Origin of the sequence: Cryobacterium psychrotolerans, assembly GCF_900101115.1 — a bacterium.
Classification (GTDB): domain Bacteria; phylum Actinomycetota; class Actinomycetes; order Actinomycetales; family Microbacteriaceae; genus Cryobacterium; species Cryobacterium psychrotolerans.
On sequence record NZ_FNFU01000011.1, the window covers coordinates 18,862 to 37,056 of the forward strand.

Here is an 18,195-nt window from a genome sequence, read left to right on the forward strand (position 1 = left end):
CGACCCAGTCTACCGAGCGCACGACTGAGCCCGGGCATGTCGCCCGGGCTCAGGGTGAAACGGTTACTCGGCGTCGCGGGCCTGGGCGGCGAGGGCGCGCTCCACGCCGGCCATGTTCTCGATGACGAGCCTGCGCAGTGCCACCGGCTCCGGGTTGGCGTCGAGCCAGGCGCGCGTCGCATCGACCAGCGCCTTGTTGGCCAGGGGCGCCGGGTACAGGCCGACGACGATCTTCTCGGCGATCGCGAAGCTGCGTGATGCCCAGACCGTCTGCAGCATGGAGAAGTACTTGTCGACGAACGGTTCGAGCAGGGTGGTGTCGTTCGCCCGAAGGAACCCGGCGCCCGTCACCCGCACGATGGTGTTCGGCGCGGTGTCGACGTCGATCAGAGACGACCAGGCGGCCTGCTTGCCTTCGAGAGTCGGAATGGCGGCCCGGGCCTGGGCGGCCGACTGGGCGCCCGTCGCGGTGTTGTCCCCGGCGAGGGCCGCGTCGATCTCCGCGGTGCCGGCCTGGCCGCCGGCGACCAGGGCGATGAGGAGCTCCCAGGCCAGGTCGGTGTCGATGACGAGACCGTCGAGCGGCGAGGTGCCGTCCAGCAGGGCGGAGATGGACTCGAGCTGGGCCTCGGTGGTCGCGATCGACGCGAAGAACTTCACGAACTGGAACTGAGCGTCGCTGCCGGCCTCGGCGTGACGAGCGAGGGACCAGAGCGAGTCCCCGACCTCCTTGACCGTGCCCGCGCGGTGTTCCTCGGCAACGTAGAACGTTGCCGCGAGCACGACCTGGCCGAGTACCGTGCGGAGCGTGGTCGACTCGGTTTCGGTGGCGACGTTGCCGAGCACGAGGGTGATGAAGTCGCGCGGCGCGGTCTCGGCGTCGCGGGTCGAGTCCCAGACGGAACCCCAGACGATCGCCCGGGCCAGAGGGCTCTCGATCGCCGACAAGTACTCGAGGGCGACATCCTGCGACGCGGCGTCGAGGCGGATCTTCGCGTAGGCGAGGTCGTCGTCGTTGAGCAGGACCAGGTCGGGGCGGGAGCGGCCGACGAGCTCGGCGACATCCGTACGCTCGCCGTCGACGTCGAGTTCGACTCGGTGCGTGCGCACGAGCCGTCCGTCCTGCGGGGAATTTTCGGTGTCGAAGCTGTACAGCCCGATCGCGAGGCGGTGCGGGCGGATGGTGGGGTAGTCGGCGGCGGCGGACTGCAGCACGGCGAACCCGGTGATGTTTCCGGCGTCGTCGACCGTGATCTCGGGGCGGAGCGTGTTCACTCCGGCCGTCTCGAGCCAGAGCTTGGTCCACTCGGTGAGGTCGCGGCCGCTGGAGGCCTCGAGTTCGACCATCAGGTCGTTCAGCTCGGTGTTGCCCCACTCGTGCTTGGCGAAGTACGAGGCGACGCCGGCGAAGAACTCGTCGCGGCCCACCCAGGCGACGAGCTGCTTGAGCACCGACCCGCCCTTGGCGTAGGTGATGCCGTCGAAGTTCACCTGCACGTCTTCGAGGTCGTTGATCGTTGCGACCACCGGGTGGGTCGAGGGAAGCTGGTCCTGCTTGTACGCCCAGCTCTTCTCCATTACCGCGAAGGTGGTCCAGGCTTCGTGCCATTCGGTGGCCTCGGCCGTGGCGATCGTCGACGCCCACTCGGCGAACGACTCGTTCAGCCACAGGTCGTTCCACCACTTCATGGTGACGAGGTCGCCGAACCACATGTGCGCGAGCTCGTGCAGCACGGTGACCACGCGACGCTCCTTGATGGCGTCGGTGACCTTGGAACGGAAGACGTAGGACTCGGTGAAGGTGACCGCGCCGGCATTCTCCATCGCGCCCGCGTTGAACTCCGGCACGAACATCTGGTCGTACTTGTCGAACGGGTACGGGTAGTTGAACTTCTCCTCGAAGTACGTGAAGCCCTGGCGGGTCTTCTCGAAGAGGTAGTCGGCGTCGAGGTACTGGAAGAGGCTCTTGCGGCTGAACAGGCCGAGGGGGATGACGCGTCCGTCGGTCGAGGTCAGCTCGCTGCGCACGACGGCGTACGGGCCGGCCACGAGGGCCGTGATGTAGCTGGACATGGTGTGGGTGGGCTCGAACGCCCAGGTCTTCGCTCCGCCCGCGGCATCCGTGGGTTCGGGCGTGATGGAATTGGAGATGACCTCCCAGGCGCCCGGCGCGGTCACCGTGAAGCGGAACGTAGCCTTGAGGTCGGGCTGCTCGAACACCGCGAAGACGCGGCGGGAGTCCGGAACCTCGAACTGGCTGTAGAGGTAGACCTCGTTGTCGACCGGGTCGACGAAGCGGTGCAGGCCCTCGCCGGTGTTCGTGTACATGCCGTCGGCGACAACGGTCAGCTCGTTCTCGGCGGCGAGATCGTCGAGCTGGATGCGCACGTTGTCGCTGACGGATGCCGGGTCGAGCGTCACGCCGTTGAGGGTGACGGAGTGCACCGTGCGGGTGATCGCGTCGATGAAGGTGGAGGCGCCGGGCGTTGCCGTGAACCTGACCGTTGTCGTGCTGCCGAATGTTTCGGGCCCGGTCGTCAGGTCGAGAGTGACGTCGTAGCTCTGCACGCTGAGGAGCGCTTTACGCTCCTGGGCTTCGATGCGGGTGAGGTTTACTCCAGGCAACGGTTTCTCCATCTGGGGTCGCGGTGTTCGAAAAATGCGCGCGACACTCGTGGCGCCATCGCACGATCCCCAAGCCTAGCCATGATTAGGGTGTCTGCATGAGAGCCAGCACCGATCCACAGGCAGCCACCGCCGACCGGTATCGCCAGTTCGCCGAGGTCGAGGCGCGAGGCATGAGCGCCTGCTACGAGGAGTGGGCGCGCGGCGTGGCGGATGACCCGGTGACGGCGGCGCTGATCGACCGGCTGCCCGGGCCGAAGCGCCAGCCCAACTTGGTCTTCAGCGCCTCGCGGTTCCACGGCGCCCCGGTCTCGGACTACGCCGCCTTCTCCGTCTGGCTGGCCGCGCACTGGGCCGACGTCGAAGCCACCTGCCTCACCCATGCCACGCAGACGAACGAACCCGGCCGGTGTGCCGTGCTGCTCCCGGCGCTCGCCGCGATTCCCGGTCCGCTGGCCCTGATCGAGGTCGGGGCATCCGCCGGGCTCTGCCTGCACCCCGACCGGTACAGCTACCGGTACACCGCCGCCGACGGCACGGTGCGGATGCTCCATCCCGCCGCTGGGCCGAGCCCGGTCGTTCTCGACTGCGCCACGACCGGCCCGGTGCCGATCCCCGACCGGCTCCCGGATGTCGTCTGGCGGGCCGGGATCGACCTCAATCCGCTCGACGTGAACGACGAGGCCGACGTGGCCTGGCTGGACGCGCTGATCTGGCCGGAGCACGCCGACCGCCGGGCGAGCCTGCGGGCCGCCGTGGAGGTCGCCCGGGCGGAGCCGGTGGAGATCGTGAGTGGTGACCTCAACGAGCAGGTCGAGGCCCTGGTCGCCCGCGCGCCGACGGGGGCGACCGTCGTCGTGTTCCACACGGCCGTGCTGGCCTATCTCGACGAGGAGGCCACGCGGCGGTTCGCCGCCACGATGGCCAGGCTCCCCGTGCGCTGGCTGTCGAACGAGGGCCAGAGTGTTGTGCCCGCGGTCGCGGAGAACCTGCGAGCGGTCCCCACGGCATCCACCGACTTCGTGCTGGCGCGGGGCACAGAACCGATCGCGTTCACCCAGCCCCACGGCCGCGCCCTGCACTGGCTCGCCTGAGTGACCCACTCTCCGCCGAACTGTGAGTTCGGACCCTTCCCGCGCCCCGCGAAGGGTCCGAACTCACAGTTCGGCGGGTGGTCGAGGGGAGGGTTGCGGGGAGTGGTGCGGGCGAGGCGCTCGGGCGGAGGGCGATCTACAGGGTGAGCTTGAAGCCCACGTGCGAGGCCTCGAAGCCCAGGCGTTCGTAGAACCGATGTGCCGACTGCCTGCTGTGGTCCGACGTGAGCTGAACCAGCCGTGCTCCGCGTCGACGTCCCTCCGCGATCGCCCAGGTGATCATGGCGCCGCCCAGGCCGTTGCCGCGCAGGTTCGAGTGCACGCGCACCGCTTCAATCTGCATTCTCAGCGCACCCGCGCGGGCCAGGCCGGGGATGGATGTCAGCTGCATCGTCGCGACGACTTCTCCCGCGGGCGAGACGGCAACGACCAGCAGCTGTGCCGGGTCTGCGTTGATTGCCTCGAAGGCCCGATCGTATGGAGCGCGCGCCTCCCGGACGGTCGATTCGACGGATGCCCGGAGCTCGTCGTCGGCGAGCAGCGAGACGATCGCGCCGACGTCGGAGGCCGTGGCTCTGCGCAGCGTGAAGGCGCCGGCAGGGAGGTCGAATGCGGCCAGGGTCATACGTGTTCGAGCTCCTTGACCATCTCCAGTTCGTTCCTGCCCGGATCGAGGTTGTAGGGGAGGGCCTCGCCCGTGGCGGTGAAGCCCCGGCGCTCGTAGGCCGTGCGTGCGCGAGCGTTGTCTTCGTGCACGTGCAGGAACAACCGGCCGCTCTCGGTGCGGGCCCAGGATTCGACTGCCGACAGCAGGGCATCCGTCACGCCCACCTCGCCGCCCCGATAGCCAGGGGCGACGTAGACGCCGACAAGGAGCGGGCCGGCGACCTGTTCGGACACGAATCCGGCCATCGCGCCCACCCAGCGCCCGGCGTTGTCGATCGCGGCAACCGCGATGCCGTGGTCGGCCGTGCCGCGCTCGCCGCGCATCCGCCACTCGGCTTCATCGTTGCCCAGCGCGCCTTCAAGCGTCTCGTTGTACGCGGACGGTGTGTCGCGGATCATCTCGAGGCGCAGGTCACGGATCTCACGCCAGTCGGCGGCGATCGTGCGTCGGATGGAAAATGCCAGGGTATTCACCGTCGTGAGCCTATCGGGCCGCCCAGGGGCGAAGCAGCCGGCGGAGGCGCAGGGCCTCGGCTTCGGCAAGCCCTGACGCTGTGTCGCACGGTCGGTTTCACGGGCGGTCCTGACAGTGCGGCTCGTACTGCGACTACGACTCGGCGATCGCCTTGAGCCTGTCCAGGGCCAACGGCCACATTTCCCGGAACATCGCCGAGAAGTCCTCCTCGGAATCGAGGTCCACCCGCACGGTGGTGACGCCGCCGGACTCGCTGTAGGAGTAAGTCTCCCGCCCGCCGAAGAACTTCGACCGTTCATCCCGGTACTCGACGCCCCGGAGGATCTCGCCGAGGTATTCCAGGGTGACGCGTTCGTCCGACTTGTTCTCGATGACCGTGGCGATCATCCCGCCGAGGGAACCGTCTGTGTCGGGCCCGATGAAGCGGATCTCGCTGCCGAGGACCCAGCTTCCTTCGTACCAGGAACCCGCTGCGTTGAACGGGCTCGTCCACTGTCGGTACGTGGCGTCGTCGAGCATCGTGGTCCAGACGGTGTGCACGGGAGCGTTCACCTCAACCGTGAAGTTCAGCTTTTCCATGCCGGGGAGTGTACCCCCGTCAATCGTGGGAGCGGACCTATGGTCGTGACTTCACGGACGCCGGCCCGCTTCGGTGTTAGCGTCGCGTCGTGACTGAACCCGGACCGCCCGTGGAACTGACCGACCGTGCGCGCGGATTCGTTGCGGACGTGGACGCGCTGATCCCGGGGCTCCTGGTCGCCGTGCACCTCACCGGCTCCGGGGCATCCGGCGATTGGCAGCACGACAGCGACATCGACCTCGTATTCGAAACGAGCCGCTTCGTCACAGTCGTCGACGCAAAGGTGCTGGTGGGACTGCACGCAGCGACGGCGGCTGCGGGCCATTGCGTCGACGGCATCTATCTCACCGCCGGGCAGGTCGCCTCGGGCCCGGATGGCATCCCGTCGGCTCCGCAGGTTGTGTCGGGCGATTTTGGGATGGCCCGGCCCGACGGGCAACTTACCTGGGTGACCTGGCTGGAGATGCTGCACGGGCCCGCGGCGCGAGTGAACGCTGGTCGTCTGGGCTCGTGGTCGAAGGAGGAGCGGGACGTCGACACGGCTTCAGCCGTCTCTGAACTGGCCAGTGCGGCCAGCCGAGACAACCTCCGCTCGTACTGGATGCCGTATGCGTCCGACACTGCGGCGAGGCTGACCGCCCGGTCGGATGACGACACTGTGCCCGCGGAGGCCGTCGAATGGCTCGCGCTCGGGGCCCAACGGTTGGTCGTCACCATCGAAACCGGCCGGGTTGTCTCGAAATCGGCAGCAGCGGAGTTCGCGGCCCGGAGGTGGCCGGAGTACTCGGAGCTTCTGACGCGGGTGCTGGCATCCCGTCGCGGAGAGGCGCAGCAAGGTGCCGCGCGGCCCTTCACCGTCCGCGATGCGCGCCTTGCGGCAGCTCTCGTTCTCGACTGCGTGGCGCTCGCCGACTGCTGATGACGACGGTGGCATCGAGGCCGTCGCAATGCGCCACCCGCGGCGTCAGCCCGTTGTGGGCAAAGACGGCCATGGTGTGCCCTGCCTGCGCCCGGCTTGTCTCGACGAGCAGGTGCCCGCCCGGCGCCAGCCAGGCAGGCGCCGCCGCGGCCAGGCGGCGCTGCACGTCGAGGCCGTCGGCCCCGCCGTCGAGGGCCACTCGGGCCTCGTGCAGGCGGGCCTCCGGCGGCATCCGCTCGATTGCCCCGGTGGGGACGTACGGGGCGTTGGCGACCAGCACGTCGATCCGGCCGCGCAGGGCCGCGGGAAGGGCGTCGAGGAGGTCGCCCTCGAACACTCGGCCGGGATGAGCGGAGAGGTTGCGCCTGGCGCACGCCACCGCGGCGGGGTCGATGTCGGTGGCGTACAGCGCGACCTGGGGCGCCGCCGAGACGAGCGCCGCGCCCACGGCGCCGGAACCGCAGCACAGGTCGACGACGACGGCCCCGGGACGGCACACAGCGAGGGCCTGGCTCACGAGGTACTCGGTGCGCCGTCGCGGTACGAAGACACCGGGATCGACCTGCACCCGCAGCCCGTAGAACTCCGCCCAGCCCAGGATGTGCTCCAGCGGCAGCCCCCGGACGCGCCGGTCCACCATCGCGGCGAGTTCGTGCGGTGTGCGTGCCGCGGAGCTGAGCAGGCGGGCCTCGTCTTCGGCGAAAACGCAGCCCGCCGCCCGGAGCCGGGCAGCGATGGCAGAGGGGGGTGTCATTGCAGGGGACTGTACTCCACAGGCGGTCGAGGCCTTTGCTCCTTGTCGCGCGGATGCCGCCGTCCCTAGACTGGGCGCAACTTGGGGGGGCATTCATGTCGAACGGCGGCGAATACACGGGCTCAGCGACGCGGCTTCCGGCCGGGCAGACGCATCCCGGCGGGATCGTGCCCGACCATCGGGATGCCGCGGGTGTTGCGACCGTCGCGGCGAATACCCGGGTGGCGGCCATCACCGGGATCGTCCTGGGCGTGATCCCGGCGCTGTCGCTGATCGGACTGATCGTGAGCATCGTGGCGCTCGCCGGGTACCGGAAGGCGGGCGCGAGGCCGACGCTCGCCATGATCGGCGTCGTCGTCAGCGCGCTTGTCCTCCTCGGATTCGGCGTGTACCTGCTCATGCCCGGGGCGATCGGGAGTTGAGTTGCGGAGAAAGTACCTTCCCGAGCGAAATGAAGGTACTTTTTCCGCAACTCAACCCGGGCGGGCAGCTGAGCGCGCGCGGGCGGGTGAGGGTGCCAGGGGGACGCGGGGCTACCAGGTGCCGGGCTTGTAGTCCTTGAGGAACACCCCGCAGAGGTCCTCGCCGGCCTCGCCGCGAACGATCGGGTCGTAGACCCGGGCCGCGCCGTCGACGAGGTCGAGGGGGGCGTGGAAGCCCTCCTCGGCGAGGCGGATCTTGGTCGGGTGCGGGCGCTCGTCGGTGATCCAGCCCGTGTCGACGCTGGTCATCAGGATGCCGTCGGAGAGCATCTCCTTGGCGCTCGTGCGGGTGAGCATGTTCAGCGCGGCCTTGGCCATGTTCGTGTGCGGGTGTCCCGGCCCCTTGTAGCCGCGGCCGAAGACGCCCTCCATCGCGGAGACGTTGACGATGTAGGTGCGCCTGGCGGGGGATGACGCCATCGAGGCGCGCAGGCGGCTGACCAGCAGGAACGGCGCGGTGGTGTTGCACAGCTGCACCTCCAGCATCTCGAGCGGGTCGACATCCTCAATGTTGGCGGTCCAGCTGTTCACGTCGTGCAGGTCGGGCACCAGGCCGCCGGCGTCGATCGCCGTGCCGGCCGCGAGGCGCTCGAGAGACGAGGAGCCCGGGGCGAGGGCGAGGGCGGTGAGGTCGTCCGCGGTGAGCGCGCCGGCCCCGGCGGCGGCCGCGGCGAGGATGGGGTGGCTGCTGACCGAGGCGGCCAGGGCAGACGGATGCGCGTCGTTGGTGTGCCCGAAGCTCACGATCTCGGGGATGGTCCCCTCCGGCAGCGGCGACGACTCAGCCTCGACCAGCGGCGAGTACGACCCGGGGGAGCGGCGCACGGTCTGCGCCGCATTGTTGATCAGGATGTCGAGCGGCCCCTGTGCCGCGACGGAATCGGCCAGGCCGATCACCTGGGCCGGGTCGCGCAGGTCGATCCCGACGATGCGCAGGCGGTGCAGCCAGTCGGACGCGTCGGGCATGGCGCTGAAGCGGCGCACGGCGTCGCGCGGGAACCGCGTGGTGATCGTTGTGTGCGCGCCGTCCCGGAGCAGGCGCAGGGCGATGTACATGCCGATCTTCGCGCGGCCGCCGGTGAGCAGCGCGCGCTTGCCGGTGAGGTCGGTTCGGGCGTCGCGCTTGTCGTGGCTCATCGCCGCGCAGCTTGGGCAGAGCTGGTGATAGAAGGCATCGACGAGGGTGTACCGCTGCTTGCAGATGTAGCAGGGGCGGGCGACGCGCAGCTCGCCGGCCGACGGCTTGCTGGTGCCGAGGCGCAGCTGGGCGCCGACGGTCTCGTCGTCGATGCGGGTGGGGGCGCCGGTCGCCGTGGCCGCGATCACGTCACGGTCGGCATGCGCGATGGCCTGGCGTTTCTCGGAGCGGCGCGCGACCTTGACGGACTTGAACATCTTCGCGGTGGCCTGGCGCACGGTGACGAAGTCCGGGTCTTCCGGGTCGATCGTGGTGAGCTGCGCGAGCACCCGCAGGGCGACCTCGAGGTCGGCCGGGTCGATGCCGGGCGTAGTGCCGGGGGCGTCGGGAGTGCTGGGAGTGCCGGGGGTCGGCGCCGTCGACTGAACGGGCCCGGCCGAAGGCACGGTGTCGGTGGCAGGCACAGTGGTCATCCGTCAATTCTACGGCGGCAGCCTGTGAGGCCCCGCCGGGCTGTACCCTCCGGCCGCAGCCAGGCCCCGGCATGCCGAAACGGACATGTGTCGCCGGCGTACCGGCGACACATGCCCGTTCGAGCGCCACTCAGTGAGCAGACCCGGTCGTTAGACCTTCGCGGGCTCGGCATCCTGCACGTCGACCACGTCAACGGCGCTGGTGGCCGCTTCGTAGGTGTGGTCGAACGGCATGTCGTCCATGTCGAGCATCGGGTTCTCGTCCTGGCCTGCGACGAGTTCGCGGGCCTCGGCGTCAGACGTCACGCTGGGCATGGAGCCGAGCAGGGGGCGCTGGGCCGTTTCCTTCATGAAGTAGATGGTGATTGCTCCGATGACGGATGTCCCCATCAGGTAGTACGCCGGCGCCATGTCGTCGCCGGAGGCCGCAATGAGGGCCGCGATGATGAACGGGGTCGTTCCTCCGAAGATGGCGACGGAGAAGTTGTAGGCGATGCCCATTGCTCCGTAGCGGCTCTCGGTGGGGAACAGTGCCGGCAGCGCCGACGCCAGGTTGGCCACGTAGAACGTCACCGGGAAGGCGATCAGGGCGAGGCCGAGCAGCGTGGTCCAGATTCCGCCGATGTCAATCAGCAGGAACGCCGGGATGGAGAGGAAGACCGCGCTGATGGCGCCGATCCAGAGCACCGGGCGGCGTCCGATCTTGTCGGACAGGCGACCGGCCAGCGGGATGCAGAGCGACATGATGACCAGGATCGGAATGGTCAGCAGCGTTCCGTGCAGCTCGTCGTAGCCCTTGTTCGCCGTGAGGTAGGTCGGCATGTAGGAGGTGAGCGCGTAGCCGAGCGTGTTGGCGGAGGCCACGAGGACCATGGCCAGCACGATTCCGCGCCAGTACGCCTTGAAGATCGCGAGCGGGCCCTTGGCGGCCGGGGCATCGGCGACCAGCGGGTCGTTCGCCGCGATGTCCTTGGCGTCCAGGGTGGCCTGGAAGGTGGGCGATTCCTCGATCTTCATCCGGAAGTAGATGGCGATGAGGCCGAGAGGTCCGGCGATCAGGAACGGGATGCGCCAGCCCCAGTCCTCCATGACGTCCTGTCCCAGGGTGACCTGCAACACGGAGACGAGGGCCGCACCGATGGCGAAGCCGAGGTAGCTGCCCATGTCGAGCAGGCTGGCGAAGAAGCCCCTGTGCTTGTCAGGAGCGTGCTCGCTGACGAAGGTGGTGGCGCCGGCGTACTCGCCGCCGGTGGAGAATCCCTGGATGACCTTGGTGAACACCAGCAGGGCGGCGGCCAACATGCCGACCTGGGCGTACCCGGGCAGCAGGCCGACGGCGAAGGTGGAGACGGCCATGAGCATGAGCGTCATGGACAGCACCTTCTGGCGGCCGATTCTGTCGCCGAGCCAGCCGAAGAAGACGCCACCGAGGGGGCGGGCGATGAACGTGGCCGCGAAGGTTCCGAGCAGGAAGAGCGTCTGCACGGTCTTGTCGGCCTCGGGCAGGAAGACCGGGCCCATCGTGGTGATCAGGTAGCCGAAGACACCGACGTCGTACCACTCCATGGTGTTTCCGACGATCGTTCCGCCGAGGGCCTTCTTCAGCCTGGGGTGGTCAACAACGTTGACGTCGGACACCTTGAGCCGGCGCCGCAGGAGCGGCTTTCTGGTTTTTGCGGCGGCGCTTGTGGCACCGCTCAGAGACGTGTTTGTACTTCGGTCAATAGGCAATATGTTCTTCTCTCGTGGAGGCCATTTGCGTGAGACCTGTAGCGACCCGTGGTCGGGAAAATTTCGACTCATTTTCGGGCAAGCTTTCAATTTTAGCCGATGATCGGCCAAAACGATATTCCGGATACGGATTTGACGGGGTTCGGGCACCCATAAGCGCCGCCTAGTCTGGACATATGGCTGATTCGATAGAGTTCTGGTTCGACCCTTCCTGCCCCTGGGCATGGGTGACTTCACGGTGGATGGACGAGGTTGCCGAGGCGCGACAACTCGACGTCACCTGGAGCGTCATGAGCCTCGCGGTGCTCAACGAAGACAAGGACGTCAGCGACGAATACCAGGCGTTCTTCCCGCGGGCGCTGAAATACACCCGGCTGGTCCAGGCCGCCCAGGAACTGCACGGACAGGAGAGCGTCAGGGCGCTCTACGCCGCCCTCGGTGCCCTGATTCATCCGGGTGGCCAGACCGACCCCGACGAGGTCATCCCGGCGGCGCTCGCCGAGGTGGGGCTGCCGGCCGCCTTCGCGGCCTACGCCGACAGCGACGAATTCGATGTGGCCATGCGCCTCAGCCACTTTGAGGGCATCAGGCGGGTGGGCCACGAGGTCGGGACGCCCATCATCGCCGTGGGTGACGTGGCCTTCTTCGGGCCCGTGATGTCGCCGGCGCCGACCGGCGCGCAGGCGCTCGCGCTCTGGGACGCGGTGGTGGTGGCCGCCGCCTTCGACGGGTTCTTCGAACTCAAACGGAGTCGGACCCATGAGCCGATCTTCGCCCCGCTGCCACCCCGCCCCGCCGTCCAGCCCGCTGCCTACCCACCCGCTGCCAACCAACCCGCTTCCAACTAAATAGAATTCCCCTATGCGCATCCACATCGCCACCGACCACGCGGGCCTGGACTTCAGCCGGCACCTCATGAAGCACCTGACCGCCGCCGGCCACGAGGTCATCGACCACGGGCCGCAGAGCTACGACGCACTCGACGACTACCCGGCGTTCTGCATCAATGCCGCGCAGGCCGTGGTGAACGACCGGGCCGGCGGCGTTGCAGCCCTGGGCGTCGTGTTCGGTGGATCGGGCAACGGCGAGCAGATGGCCGCCAACAAGGTGCGGGGCGCTCGCGCGGCCCTCGCCTGGAATCTCAGCACCGCCCGGCTCGCGCGTGAGCACAACGACGCCAACGTCATCTCCATCGGGGCCAGGCAGCACACCGTCGAAGACGCGACGGATTTCATCGACGCGTTCATCGCCGAGCCGTTCTCCGGGGACGAGCGGCACGCGCGGCGGATCGCCCAGCTCGGGGAGTACGAAACGACCGGGCGGATCGCCGGCAAAGACATCGTGGCCTGACCGTGCCCGAGGGTCATTCCGTCCACCGGATCACGCGCCAGTTCGCGCGTAACTTCGTCGGCAAGCCCGTGCGCGTTTCTTCACCGCAGGGCAGGTTCGTGGCGGGGGCGGAGCGGCTCGACGGCCATGTCATGACGGATGCCAAAGCCGTCGGCAAGCAGATGTTCCTCGAGTTCGACAACGGGCTCTGGCTGCGCATCCACCTGGGCATGTACGGCGCGTGGGACTTCGCCGGGGACATCCTGATGGATGCGACCATCGCGTCGGCCAACGGCCGGATGGGGCAGACCAACCAGCGCGGCACCGAGCTGGATGCAGGCCACGGCGCCGTGCTCGATTCGGCCGGGGAGAACTCCATGCACAGCATCGGTGCTCCCCGCCGCACCCGGGTGCGGATGGCGGAGCAGGAGAAGGAACTCGGCGCCGTCGACACCTTCCCGCCGGAGCCCGTCGGCCAGGTGCGCGTGCGCCTGCTCACCGACACCGTGTCGGCCGACCTCCGCGGGCCGACCGCGTGCGAGGTTCTCGACCCCGGCCAGGTGGACGCCGTGATCGCGAAGCTCGGGCCCGATCCGCAGCTCGACGACGGCCAGGCCGCCGAAGACCGGTTCACGACCACCGTTCGCCGCAAGCCCACCCCGATCGGCCAGCTCCTGATGGACCAGAGCGTCGTGGCCGGCATCGGCAACGTGTACCGGGCCGAGCTGTTGTTCCGGGCCCGGATCGACCCGCACGCGCCCGGGAAAACCCTCAGCGACGACACGGTCCGCGCCCTCTGGCGGGACTGGGCGCACCTGCTCGCCATCGGCGTCAAGACCGGCCAGATGATGACGATGGACGACCTCGGCGGCGACGAGTACGTCCTGGCCATGAGGAACCGGGCGGACCGGCACTGGGTCTACAAGCGCGAAGGGCTGCCCTGCCGCGTGTGCGGCACGCACATCTCCCTCGAAGAGATGGGGGCCCGAAAACTGTACTGGTGCCCGTCCTGCCAGCGGCCCTCGGCCGCAGCGATCGACCTGGAAAGCGGAATGCGATGAGACAGAACCCCAGCTTCGTGCTCGGCGAAACCGCCGAGATCAAGAGATTGATCAGGGATAACCCGTGGGCCACGATCATTAGCCATACCTCGGCCGGCGAACTCGTGGCCTCGCACTACCCGGTCATCCTCGAGGAGTCCGCCGAGGACATCGTGTTGCTCGGGCATGTGGGCCGCCCGGACGAGCAGCTGCACGAGCTCGGTTCTCATGAGCTGCTCGTGGTCATCCAGGGCCCGCACGGTTACATCTCGCCCGGCTGGTACGACGCGTCCGGGGCCGTCCCCACCTGGAACTTCATCACGGCGCACCTGTACGGCACGCCTGAGCTGCTCGGCGCCGAGGAGAACCTGCGTGTGCTCGAGGAACTGGTCGACCACTTCGAGGAGCGGATGCCTGAGCCGCGCCGGATGAACGGCACGCCGGTCGACGCCGCGTATGCGGCGCGCATCTCGGCGGGAACGATGGGTTTCCGCCTGAGGGTCACCCGGCTGGTGGCCAAGAACAAGATGAGCCAGAACAAGCCGGCCGAGACCGTTGAACGCGTGATCGCGGAGCTCGAGGGCGATGGGCCGTACGCGAGCGCGGCCCTGGCCACCGAAATGCGGCGCGTGCACGATCGGCTCGGCAGGTGACGGTTTCCACGACGCTCCTGCTGCGGAACGGCCGCCTCCCGGGCAGCGACGACGTCGTCGACATCGAAATCGTCGACGGCGTGATCCGGCGGATCGGCTACACCGACCCGGGCCACGCGTCGACGCACACGGTCGACCTGGGCGAGCGGTGGGTCATCCCGGGTCTGTGGGACAACCACGTGCACTTCAGCCAGTGGGCGCAGACGGCGCGGCGCCTCGATGTCTCGGCCGCGGCATCCGGCGCCGAGGCGGCCGTCTCGGTCGCCGGGCGCATCCCCTCGGTGCCGGCCGGGGACACCCTCGTCGGGTTCGGATTCCGCGACGGGCTGTGGCCGGCCGCGCCCGGCCTCGAGGTGCTCGACGCCGTATCCGGGGCCGTCCCGGTCGTGCTGGTCAGCGGCGACCTGCACAGCTGCTGGCTGAACTCTGCGGCGCTCGCGCGGCACGGATTCGCCGGCCACCCCACGGGGCTGCTCCGGGAAGAGGACTGCTTCGCCGTCGTCAACGCGCTCGGCGCGGTCGCGGACGAGGTGATGGACGGCTGGGCCGATGAGGCGGCCCGGGTCGCGGCATCCCGCGGCGTCGTCGGCATCGTCGACCTCGAGATGACCTGGAACCTCGACACCTGGCGGCGCCGGATCGCCGCGGGCACGGATTCGCTTCGGGTCGAGTTCGGCATCTACAGCCAGGACCTGCCGCGGGCGGTGGAACTCGGCCTGCGTTCCGGCGCTCCGATCGACGGAACCGGGGGACTGCTCACCGTGGGCCCGTACAAGGTGATCACCGACGGGTCGCTCAACACCCGCACGGCGTACTGCCTCGACGAGTATCCCGGCCTCGAAGGCACCCCGGATGCGCACGGGCTGCTCACGGTGCCGCCCGAGGAGCTCGTCCGGTTCATGCGGACCGCGACGGAGGCAGGCATCCGCCCGGCCGTGCATGCCATCGGCGACCACGCCAACAGCATGGCCCTGGACGCGTTCGAGCAACTCGGCTGCGCGGGCAGCATCGAACACGCGCAGCTGCTGGCTACCGCCGACATCGAGCGCTTCGCCCGGTTGGGCGTGGTCGCCAGCGTGCAACCGGAGCATGCCCTGGACGACCGCGATGTTGCGGACCGCTACTGGGCCGGCCGCACCGGCCGGGCCTTCGTGCTGGCGAGCCTGCTGGAGGCCGGCGTCGAGCTGGCGCTCGGCTCCGACGCCCCGGTGGCGCCCCTCGACCCCTGGGTGAGCATGGCGGCCGCCGTTGGGCGCGCCACGGAGGGTCGCGAGCCGTGGCACCCCGAGCAGGCGATCTCCCGGCAGGCGGCGCTGGCAGCGTCCGCGCGCGGGCGGCACCAGGTCGCGGTGGGGGACGTCGCCGACCTGGCGGTCTGCGAGGTCGACCCGTTCACGGCATCCGTCGCCGATCTGCGGCGGATGCCCGTCGCCGCCACGCTGCTCGCCGGCCGCGTCACCCACACCACCCTCTAAATCCCCCCACACACTCCCCGCGAAACCGCAGTTGTGCGCGTTATCCGGGTCTTTTAGCGCGCACAACTGCGGTTTCGCGGGGAGGTGGGTGGGTGAACGGAAGCGCCCCGACCTCGAAATCGAGGCCGGGGCGGGAGTCAGGTGTGCAAGTGCCTAGTGGCGATGCCCTGTGCCGGTCCGGGCGCCGAGATGGCGTCGGTGGGCCCAGACCTCACCGGGGGTCAGGCGCCGGTGCTCCGCGTGACGGTGTGACGGCCGAGTCGCGCTCATCGGGGCCGGTTTCGCCCCTCGCCTCCTGACCGCGACCAGGACGGCAGCGCCCGCGAGGAAGAACAGCAGGGCGAAGAGTCCCATATTCTCTGCCTCGACACCCGCCGAGGCGAGCACGAGCGTTGGCGTGACGGCCGGTTTCGCTGCGGGCGCGGCTTGCGGCAGCACGCCCGTGGGTGGGTCGGTCACCGGGATGTCCACGACCGTCGGCGGGTCGGTGGCGGGATCAGGGTCGGTGACGGGATCCGGGTCGGTCCCGGGACCAGGGTCGGTGACGGGATCTGGGTCGATCACCGGATCAGGGTCGGTGACGGGATCAGGGTCGATCACCGGATCCGGATCGGTGAGGGGGCAGGGCTCGTTGTTCACCGGGAAGTCCCAGTTCACCGTGGCCCATTCCTCGCCCTCGTAGCCCAGTGTGAAGCCGGGCAGGGCCGTTGCCGTGACGACGACCACTGTTGTGCCCGTACCGTCCCCGGAGCGCTCCTGGCTGTAGATGACGCCGTCCTGGGGCTCGGGAAGGTCCACGGTGTCGTTGTCGGGACCGCAGGCATCCGTTGCCGTCGGCGGCAGCGGCACAACCATGACCGGGTTCGGTTCTTCGCCGCCGCCTGGTCCGTCCCCGCCACAGTCGGCGGGCTCCACCGGGGTGAAGGACCAGGCCGAGGTGCGCGGGATGACCCATCCCTGATCTGCCACGGCAGTCACGGCGTAGGGAACGCCGAACTCCAGGCCCGCGGGCTCGCCGGAGAAGGAATCTCCGGATTGGTCTCCCCAGGCCCAGGAACCGTGGTCGAAGCCGGTCAGGGTCAGAACGGCCGGCGCATCGCACACCGCGTCGGTGAAGTGCGGCGGCGGCGGCGTGAGCACACCCGGGGAGACCACGCACGGAACGTCGGTGAGGCCGAAGTGCCACTCCGTTTCCGTGCCGGCCGGGAAGGCATAGTTCGCGGCAGCCGTCAGGTAGACATCCCCGCCGCTCCCGGAAAAGCTGTATCCGGTGCCGTCGGCGGGAATGACGATCAGGTCGTTCTCGGTTCCGCATTCGTCGACCATGGAGGCGCCGGGCGGCGTGACGACGATCGGGGCGGGCGGGGGCTGCACGGGGAGCACGCATCCGTTGGCCAGGACCTGGGCTCCGGTGGCTCCCCAGCCGAACAGTGCGGTGAGATTCTTGCCGGGGTAGGAGCCGAACGCCGGAATGATGTCGGCTTCGTGCAGATCGTGGCCCTGCGTGATGATCGCGTGCATGTCCAGCGGCGGCATTGCCTGCCAGCCGTTGGCGGCCGTGCTGGGAGGGGTGGCGTGGCACAGGACGGCCTGGAGGCCCACCGCGCTCGCCGGGGCCGCTGCCCCGGCTATTGCCAGGCCCACGGCCATCAGTGCGGCCGTACAGGCCGCGAATAGTCTCTTCATTGGATTCTGACCTCGCAAGGAACTCGGGTGTGGCGTGATGCAGCGGCAGAGCGAGCGACAGGGTGGGGTCAGGGCGCGACAAACCGGCCCGGCCACCGGATCGTGCTTCCGGCGGACTGGTCCGACCCGCGCCGAGATAACCCCGGCAGGCTCCCGATTGGGTGGGGACTGCGGAGCTGTCGATTGCGTGGATTACTGTCCGCGAAGGGCGGAGCGCTCTGGCTCGCGCCTGGCGGACCGCGCAGATCCCGCGCAACGGCGATCGTGTTCGTGGTGGGCACCACGAACGGAACTGTCTTACCGGGCGCCGCCGGTCAGGGCGCGGCCCTGTGGTCGCAGAGCGGAGTCCGCGCCTGGACGTGCCGGCGCAGGGGGCACGGGCCGATGCCGGCCGACCTTGGAGGATTGGATCATGGCGTGACTCTCCTTTCGGGTAAGAGTTAGGTCACGCGCATAGCAAAGCAGTCCGCGTCACCGGACGACAAGGCATCAAGGCCCCCCAAAGTGAGGGACACTCACGTTTGGGAACGACCCGTGACGGGGTGCGCGAGCGAGCGAGCGGGACGCGCTGATCCCTCGAACTGGGCTGATCCCTCGAACTGGGGGGGTGAGGATCACTCTGGTTGCCTTGTTGAGGAAGCAGAGCGCCGTACTGTGCTGTGGCGAACAAGCACTCCTTGCCCGAGGGGAGAAGCGCAGCTCGTCCTGTCCGCAGAGGTTGGGCGAAAGCGCGCCCGCGTCGTCCGTTGAGTTGCGGGGAAAGTACCTTCCCGCGGCCCATGAAGGTACTTTGTCCGCAAGTGAGCGTCAGTGCGGAGTCCCTGCCCATGCGCGCCAATCTGCTCCGCGAGGAGGTCGACGGAAAGGCCGGCACATCTGGAGGGGATGACGGGAATCGAACCCGCGCCATCAGTTTGGAAAACGGTCCGGACAGGCCTCACAGGCAAACCGGGGCTCGCCGGAGTGAACCGACCTGAGCCGCCTTCACCCGTGATTCCGGGCGACTTGGGGCGATATGGCGGCTCGGGGCGGTTCGCCTCGGATTGCCCCGGCGAAGCGCGGTCGGACGGGTTTT

The 18,195-nt window shown here is 68.9% G+C and carries 16 protein-coding genes; 8 read left to right on the top strand and 8 right to left on the bottom strand.

Annotated features, from left to right (window positions below; genetic code table 11):
• Nucleotides 1–63 precede the first annotated feature (63 nt).
• Complete coding sequence (gene pepN, locus BLQ39_RS10230; protein ID WP_092323849.1) at nucleotides 64–2,625, bottom strand: aminopeptidase N; 2,562 nt, start codon at nucleotides 2,623–2,625, stop codon at nucleotides 64–66.
• A 98-nt stretch (nucleotides 2,626–2,723) separates the two neighbouring features.
• Here pepN and BLQ39_RS10235 point away from each other — a divergent pair, with 98 nt between their 5' ends.
• On the top strand, nucleotides 2,724–3,719 hold the full coding sequence (locus BLQ39_RS10235) for a DUF2332 domain-containing protein (protein ID WP_092323753.1): 996 nt from the start codon (nucleotides 2,724–2,726) through the stop codon (nucleotides 3,717–3,719).
• 136 nt (nucleotides 3,720–3,855) lie between these two features.
• Here the strand turns inward: BLQ39_RS10235 and BLQ39_RS10240 are convergent, their stop codons facing one another.
• The 3 genes from BLQ39_RS10240 to BLQ39_RS10250 all read right to left on the bottom strand — a co-directional run bounded on the left by BLQ39_RS10240 (nucleotide 3,856) and on the right by BLQ39_RS10250 (nucleotide 5,439).
• Nucleotides 3,856–4,344 carry a GNAT family N-acetyltransferase gene (locus BLQ39_RS10240; RefSeq protein WP_092323754.1) on the bottom strand — a complete coding sequence of 163 codons (489 nt, stop codon included), beginning with the start codon at nucleotides 4,342–4,344 and terminating at the stop codon, nucleotides 3,856–3,858.
• Nucleotides 4,341–4,859, bottom strand: a complete 519-nt coding sequence (locus tag BLQ39_RS10245; RefSeq protein WP_241986942.1) for a GNAT family N-acetyltransferase — start codon at nucleotides 4,857–4,859, stop codon at nucleotides 4,341–4,343. The genes BLQ39_RS10240 and BLQ39_RS10245 overlap by 4 nt, the downstream gene beginning before the upstream one ends.
• A 133-nt stretch (nucleotides 4,860–4,992) precedes the next feature.
• Nucleotides 4,993–5,439, bottom strand: a complete 447-nt coding sequence (locus tag BLQ39_RS10250) for an SRPBCC family protein (RefSeq protein WP_092323756.1) — start codon at nucleotides 5,437–5,439, stop codon at nucleotides 4,993–4,995.
• An 89-nt stretch (nucleotides 5,440–5,528) separates the two neighbouring features.
• On the opposite strand from BLQ39_RS10250, the gene BLQ39_RS10255 reads away from it, so the two are divergent.
• A complete protein-coding gene (locus tag BLQ39_RS10255) occupies nucleotides 5,529–6,359 on the top strand; it encodes a DUF4111 domain-containing protein (protein ID WP_135109324.1) in 831 nt (276 codons plus the stop codon).
• Here the strand turns inward: BLQ39_RS10255 and BLQ39_RS10260 are convergent.
• The gene (locus BLQ39_RS10260) at nucleotides 6,292–7,113 is read right to left on the bottom strand and encodes a putative protein N(5)-glutamine methyltransferase (protein WP_092323759.1); all 822 of its coding nucleotides are present in this window, start codon (nucleotides 7,111–7,113) and stop codon (nucleotides 6,292–6,294) included. The genes BLQ39_RS10255 and BLQ39_RS10260 overlap by 68 nt on opposite strands.
• Before the next feature lie 95 nt (nucleotides 7,114–7,208).
• Between BLQ39_RS10260 and BLQ39_RS10265 the strand changes: the two genes are divergently transcribed.
• Nucleotides 7,209–7,535, top strand: coding sequence for a hypothetical protein (locus BLQ39_RS10265; protein ID WP_092323760.1), 327 nt, complete (start codon nucleotides 7,209–7,211; stop codon nucleotides 7,533–7,535).
• A 111-nt stretch (nucleotides 7,536–7,646) separates the two neighbouring features.
• On the opposite strand, the gene BLQ39_RS10270 is transcribed toward BLQ39_RS10265, so the two are convergent.
• Together BLQ39_RS10270 and BLQ39_RS10275 are read right to left on the bottom strand one after the other, a co-directional pair.
• Nucleotides 7,647–9,206 (bottom strand): SDR family NAD(P)-dependent oxidoreductase, encoded by a 1,560-nt coding sequence (locus BLQ39_RS10270; protein WP_092323762.1) that lies wholly within the window; start codon nucleotides 9,204–9,206, stop codon nucleotides 7,647–7,649.
• 150 nt (nucleotides 9,207–9,356) lie between these two features.
• Nucleotides 9,357–10,937, bottom strand: a complete 1,581-nt coding sequence (locus BLQ39_RS10275; RefSeq protein WP_241986941.1) for an MFS transporter — start codon at nucleotides 10,935–10,937, stop codon at nucleotides 9,357–9,359.
• A gap of 176 nt (nucleotides 10,938–11,113) precedes the next feature.
• Between BLQ39_RS10275 and BLQ39_RS10280 the strand changes: the two genes are divergently transcribed.
• Genes BLQ39_RS10280 through BLQ39_RS10300 form a run of 5 tightly spaced genes read left to right on the top strand, consistent with a single transcriptional unit; the run spans nucleotide 11,114 to nucleotide 15,434 of the window.
• A complete protein-coding gene (locus tag BLQ39_RS10280) occupies nucleotides 11,114–11,785 on the top strand; it encodes a mycothiol-dependent nitroreductase Rv2466c family protein (RefSeq protein ID WP_134575012.1) in 672 nt (223 codons plus the stop codon).
• Nucleotides 11,786–11,798: 13 nt separating this feature from the next.
• Nucleotides 11,799–12,287, top strand: coding sequence for a ribose-5-phosphate isomerase (locus BLQ39_RS10285; RefSeq protein ID WP_092323765.1), 489 nt, complete (start codon nucleotides 11,799–11,801; stop codon nucleotides 12,285–12,287).
• Nucleotides 12,288–12,289: 2 nt separating this feature from the next.
• The gene (locus BLQ39_RS10290; protein ID WP_092323766.1) at nucleotides 12,290–13,327 is read left to right on the top strand and encodes an Fpg/Nei family DNA glycosylase; all 1,038 of its coding nucleotides are present in this window, start codon (nucleotides 12,290–12,292) and stop codon (nucleotides 13,325–13,327) included.
• Nucleotides 13,324–13,959, top strand: coding sequence for an FMN-binding negative transcriptional regulator (locus BLQ39_RS10295; RefSeq protein ID WP_092323767.1), 636 nt, complete (start codon nucleotides 13,324–13,326; stop codon nucleotides 13,957–13,959). The genes BLQ39_RS10290 and BLQ39_RS10295 overlap by 4 nt, the downstream gene beginning before the upstream one ends.
• Nucleotides 13,956–15,434, top strand: a complete 1,479-nt coding sequence (locus BLQ39_RS10300; RefSeq protein ID WP_092323769.1) for an amidohydrolase — start codon at nucleotides 13,956–13,958, stop codon at nucleotides 15,432–15,434. Before BLQ39_RS10295 ends, BLQ39_RS10300 begins: the two co-directional genes overlap by 4 nt.
• A 153-nt stretch (nucleotides 15,435–15,587) precedes the next feature.
• On the opposite strand, the gene BLQ39_RS10305 is transcribed toward BLQ39_RS10300, so the two are convergent.
• Complete coding sequence (locus BLQ39_RS10305; RefSeq protein WP_135109320.1) at nucleotides 15,588–17,120, bottom strand: hypothetical protein; 1,533 nt, start codon at nucleotides 17,118–17,120, stop codon at nucleotides 15,588–15,590.
• Nucleotides 17,121–18,195 lie beyond the last annotated feature (1,075 nt).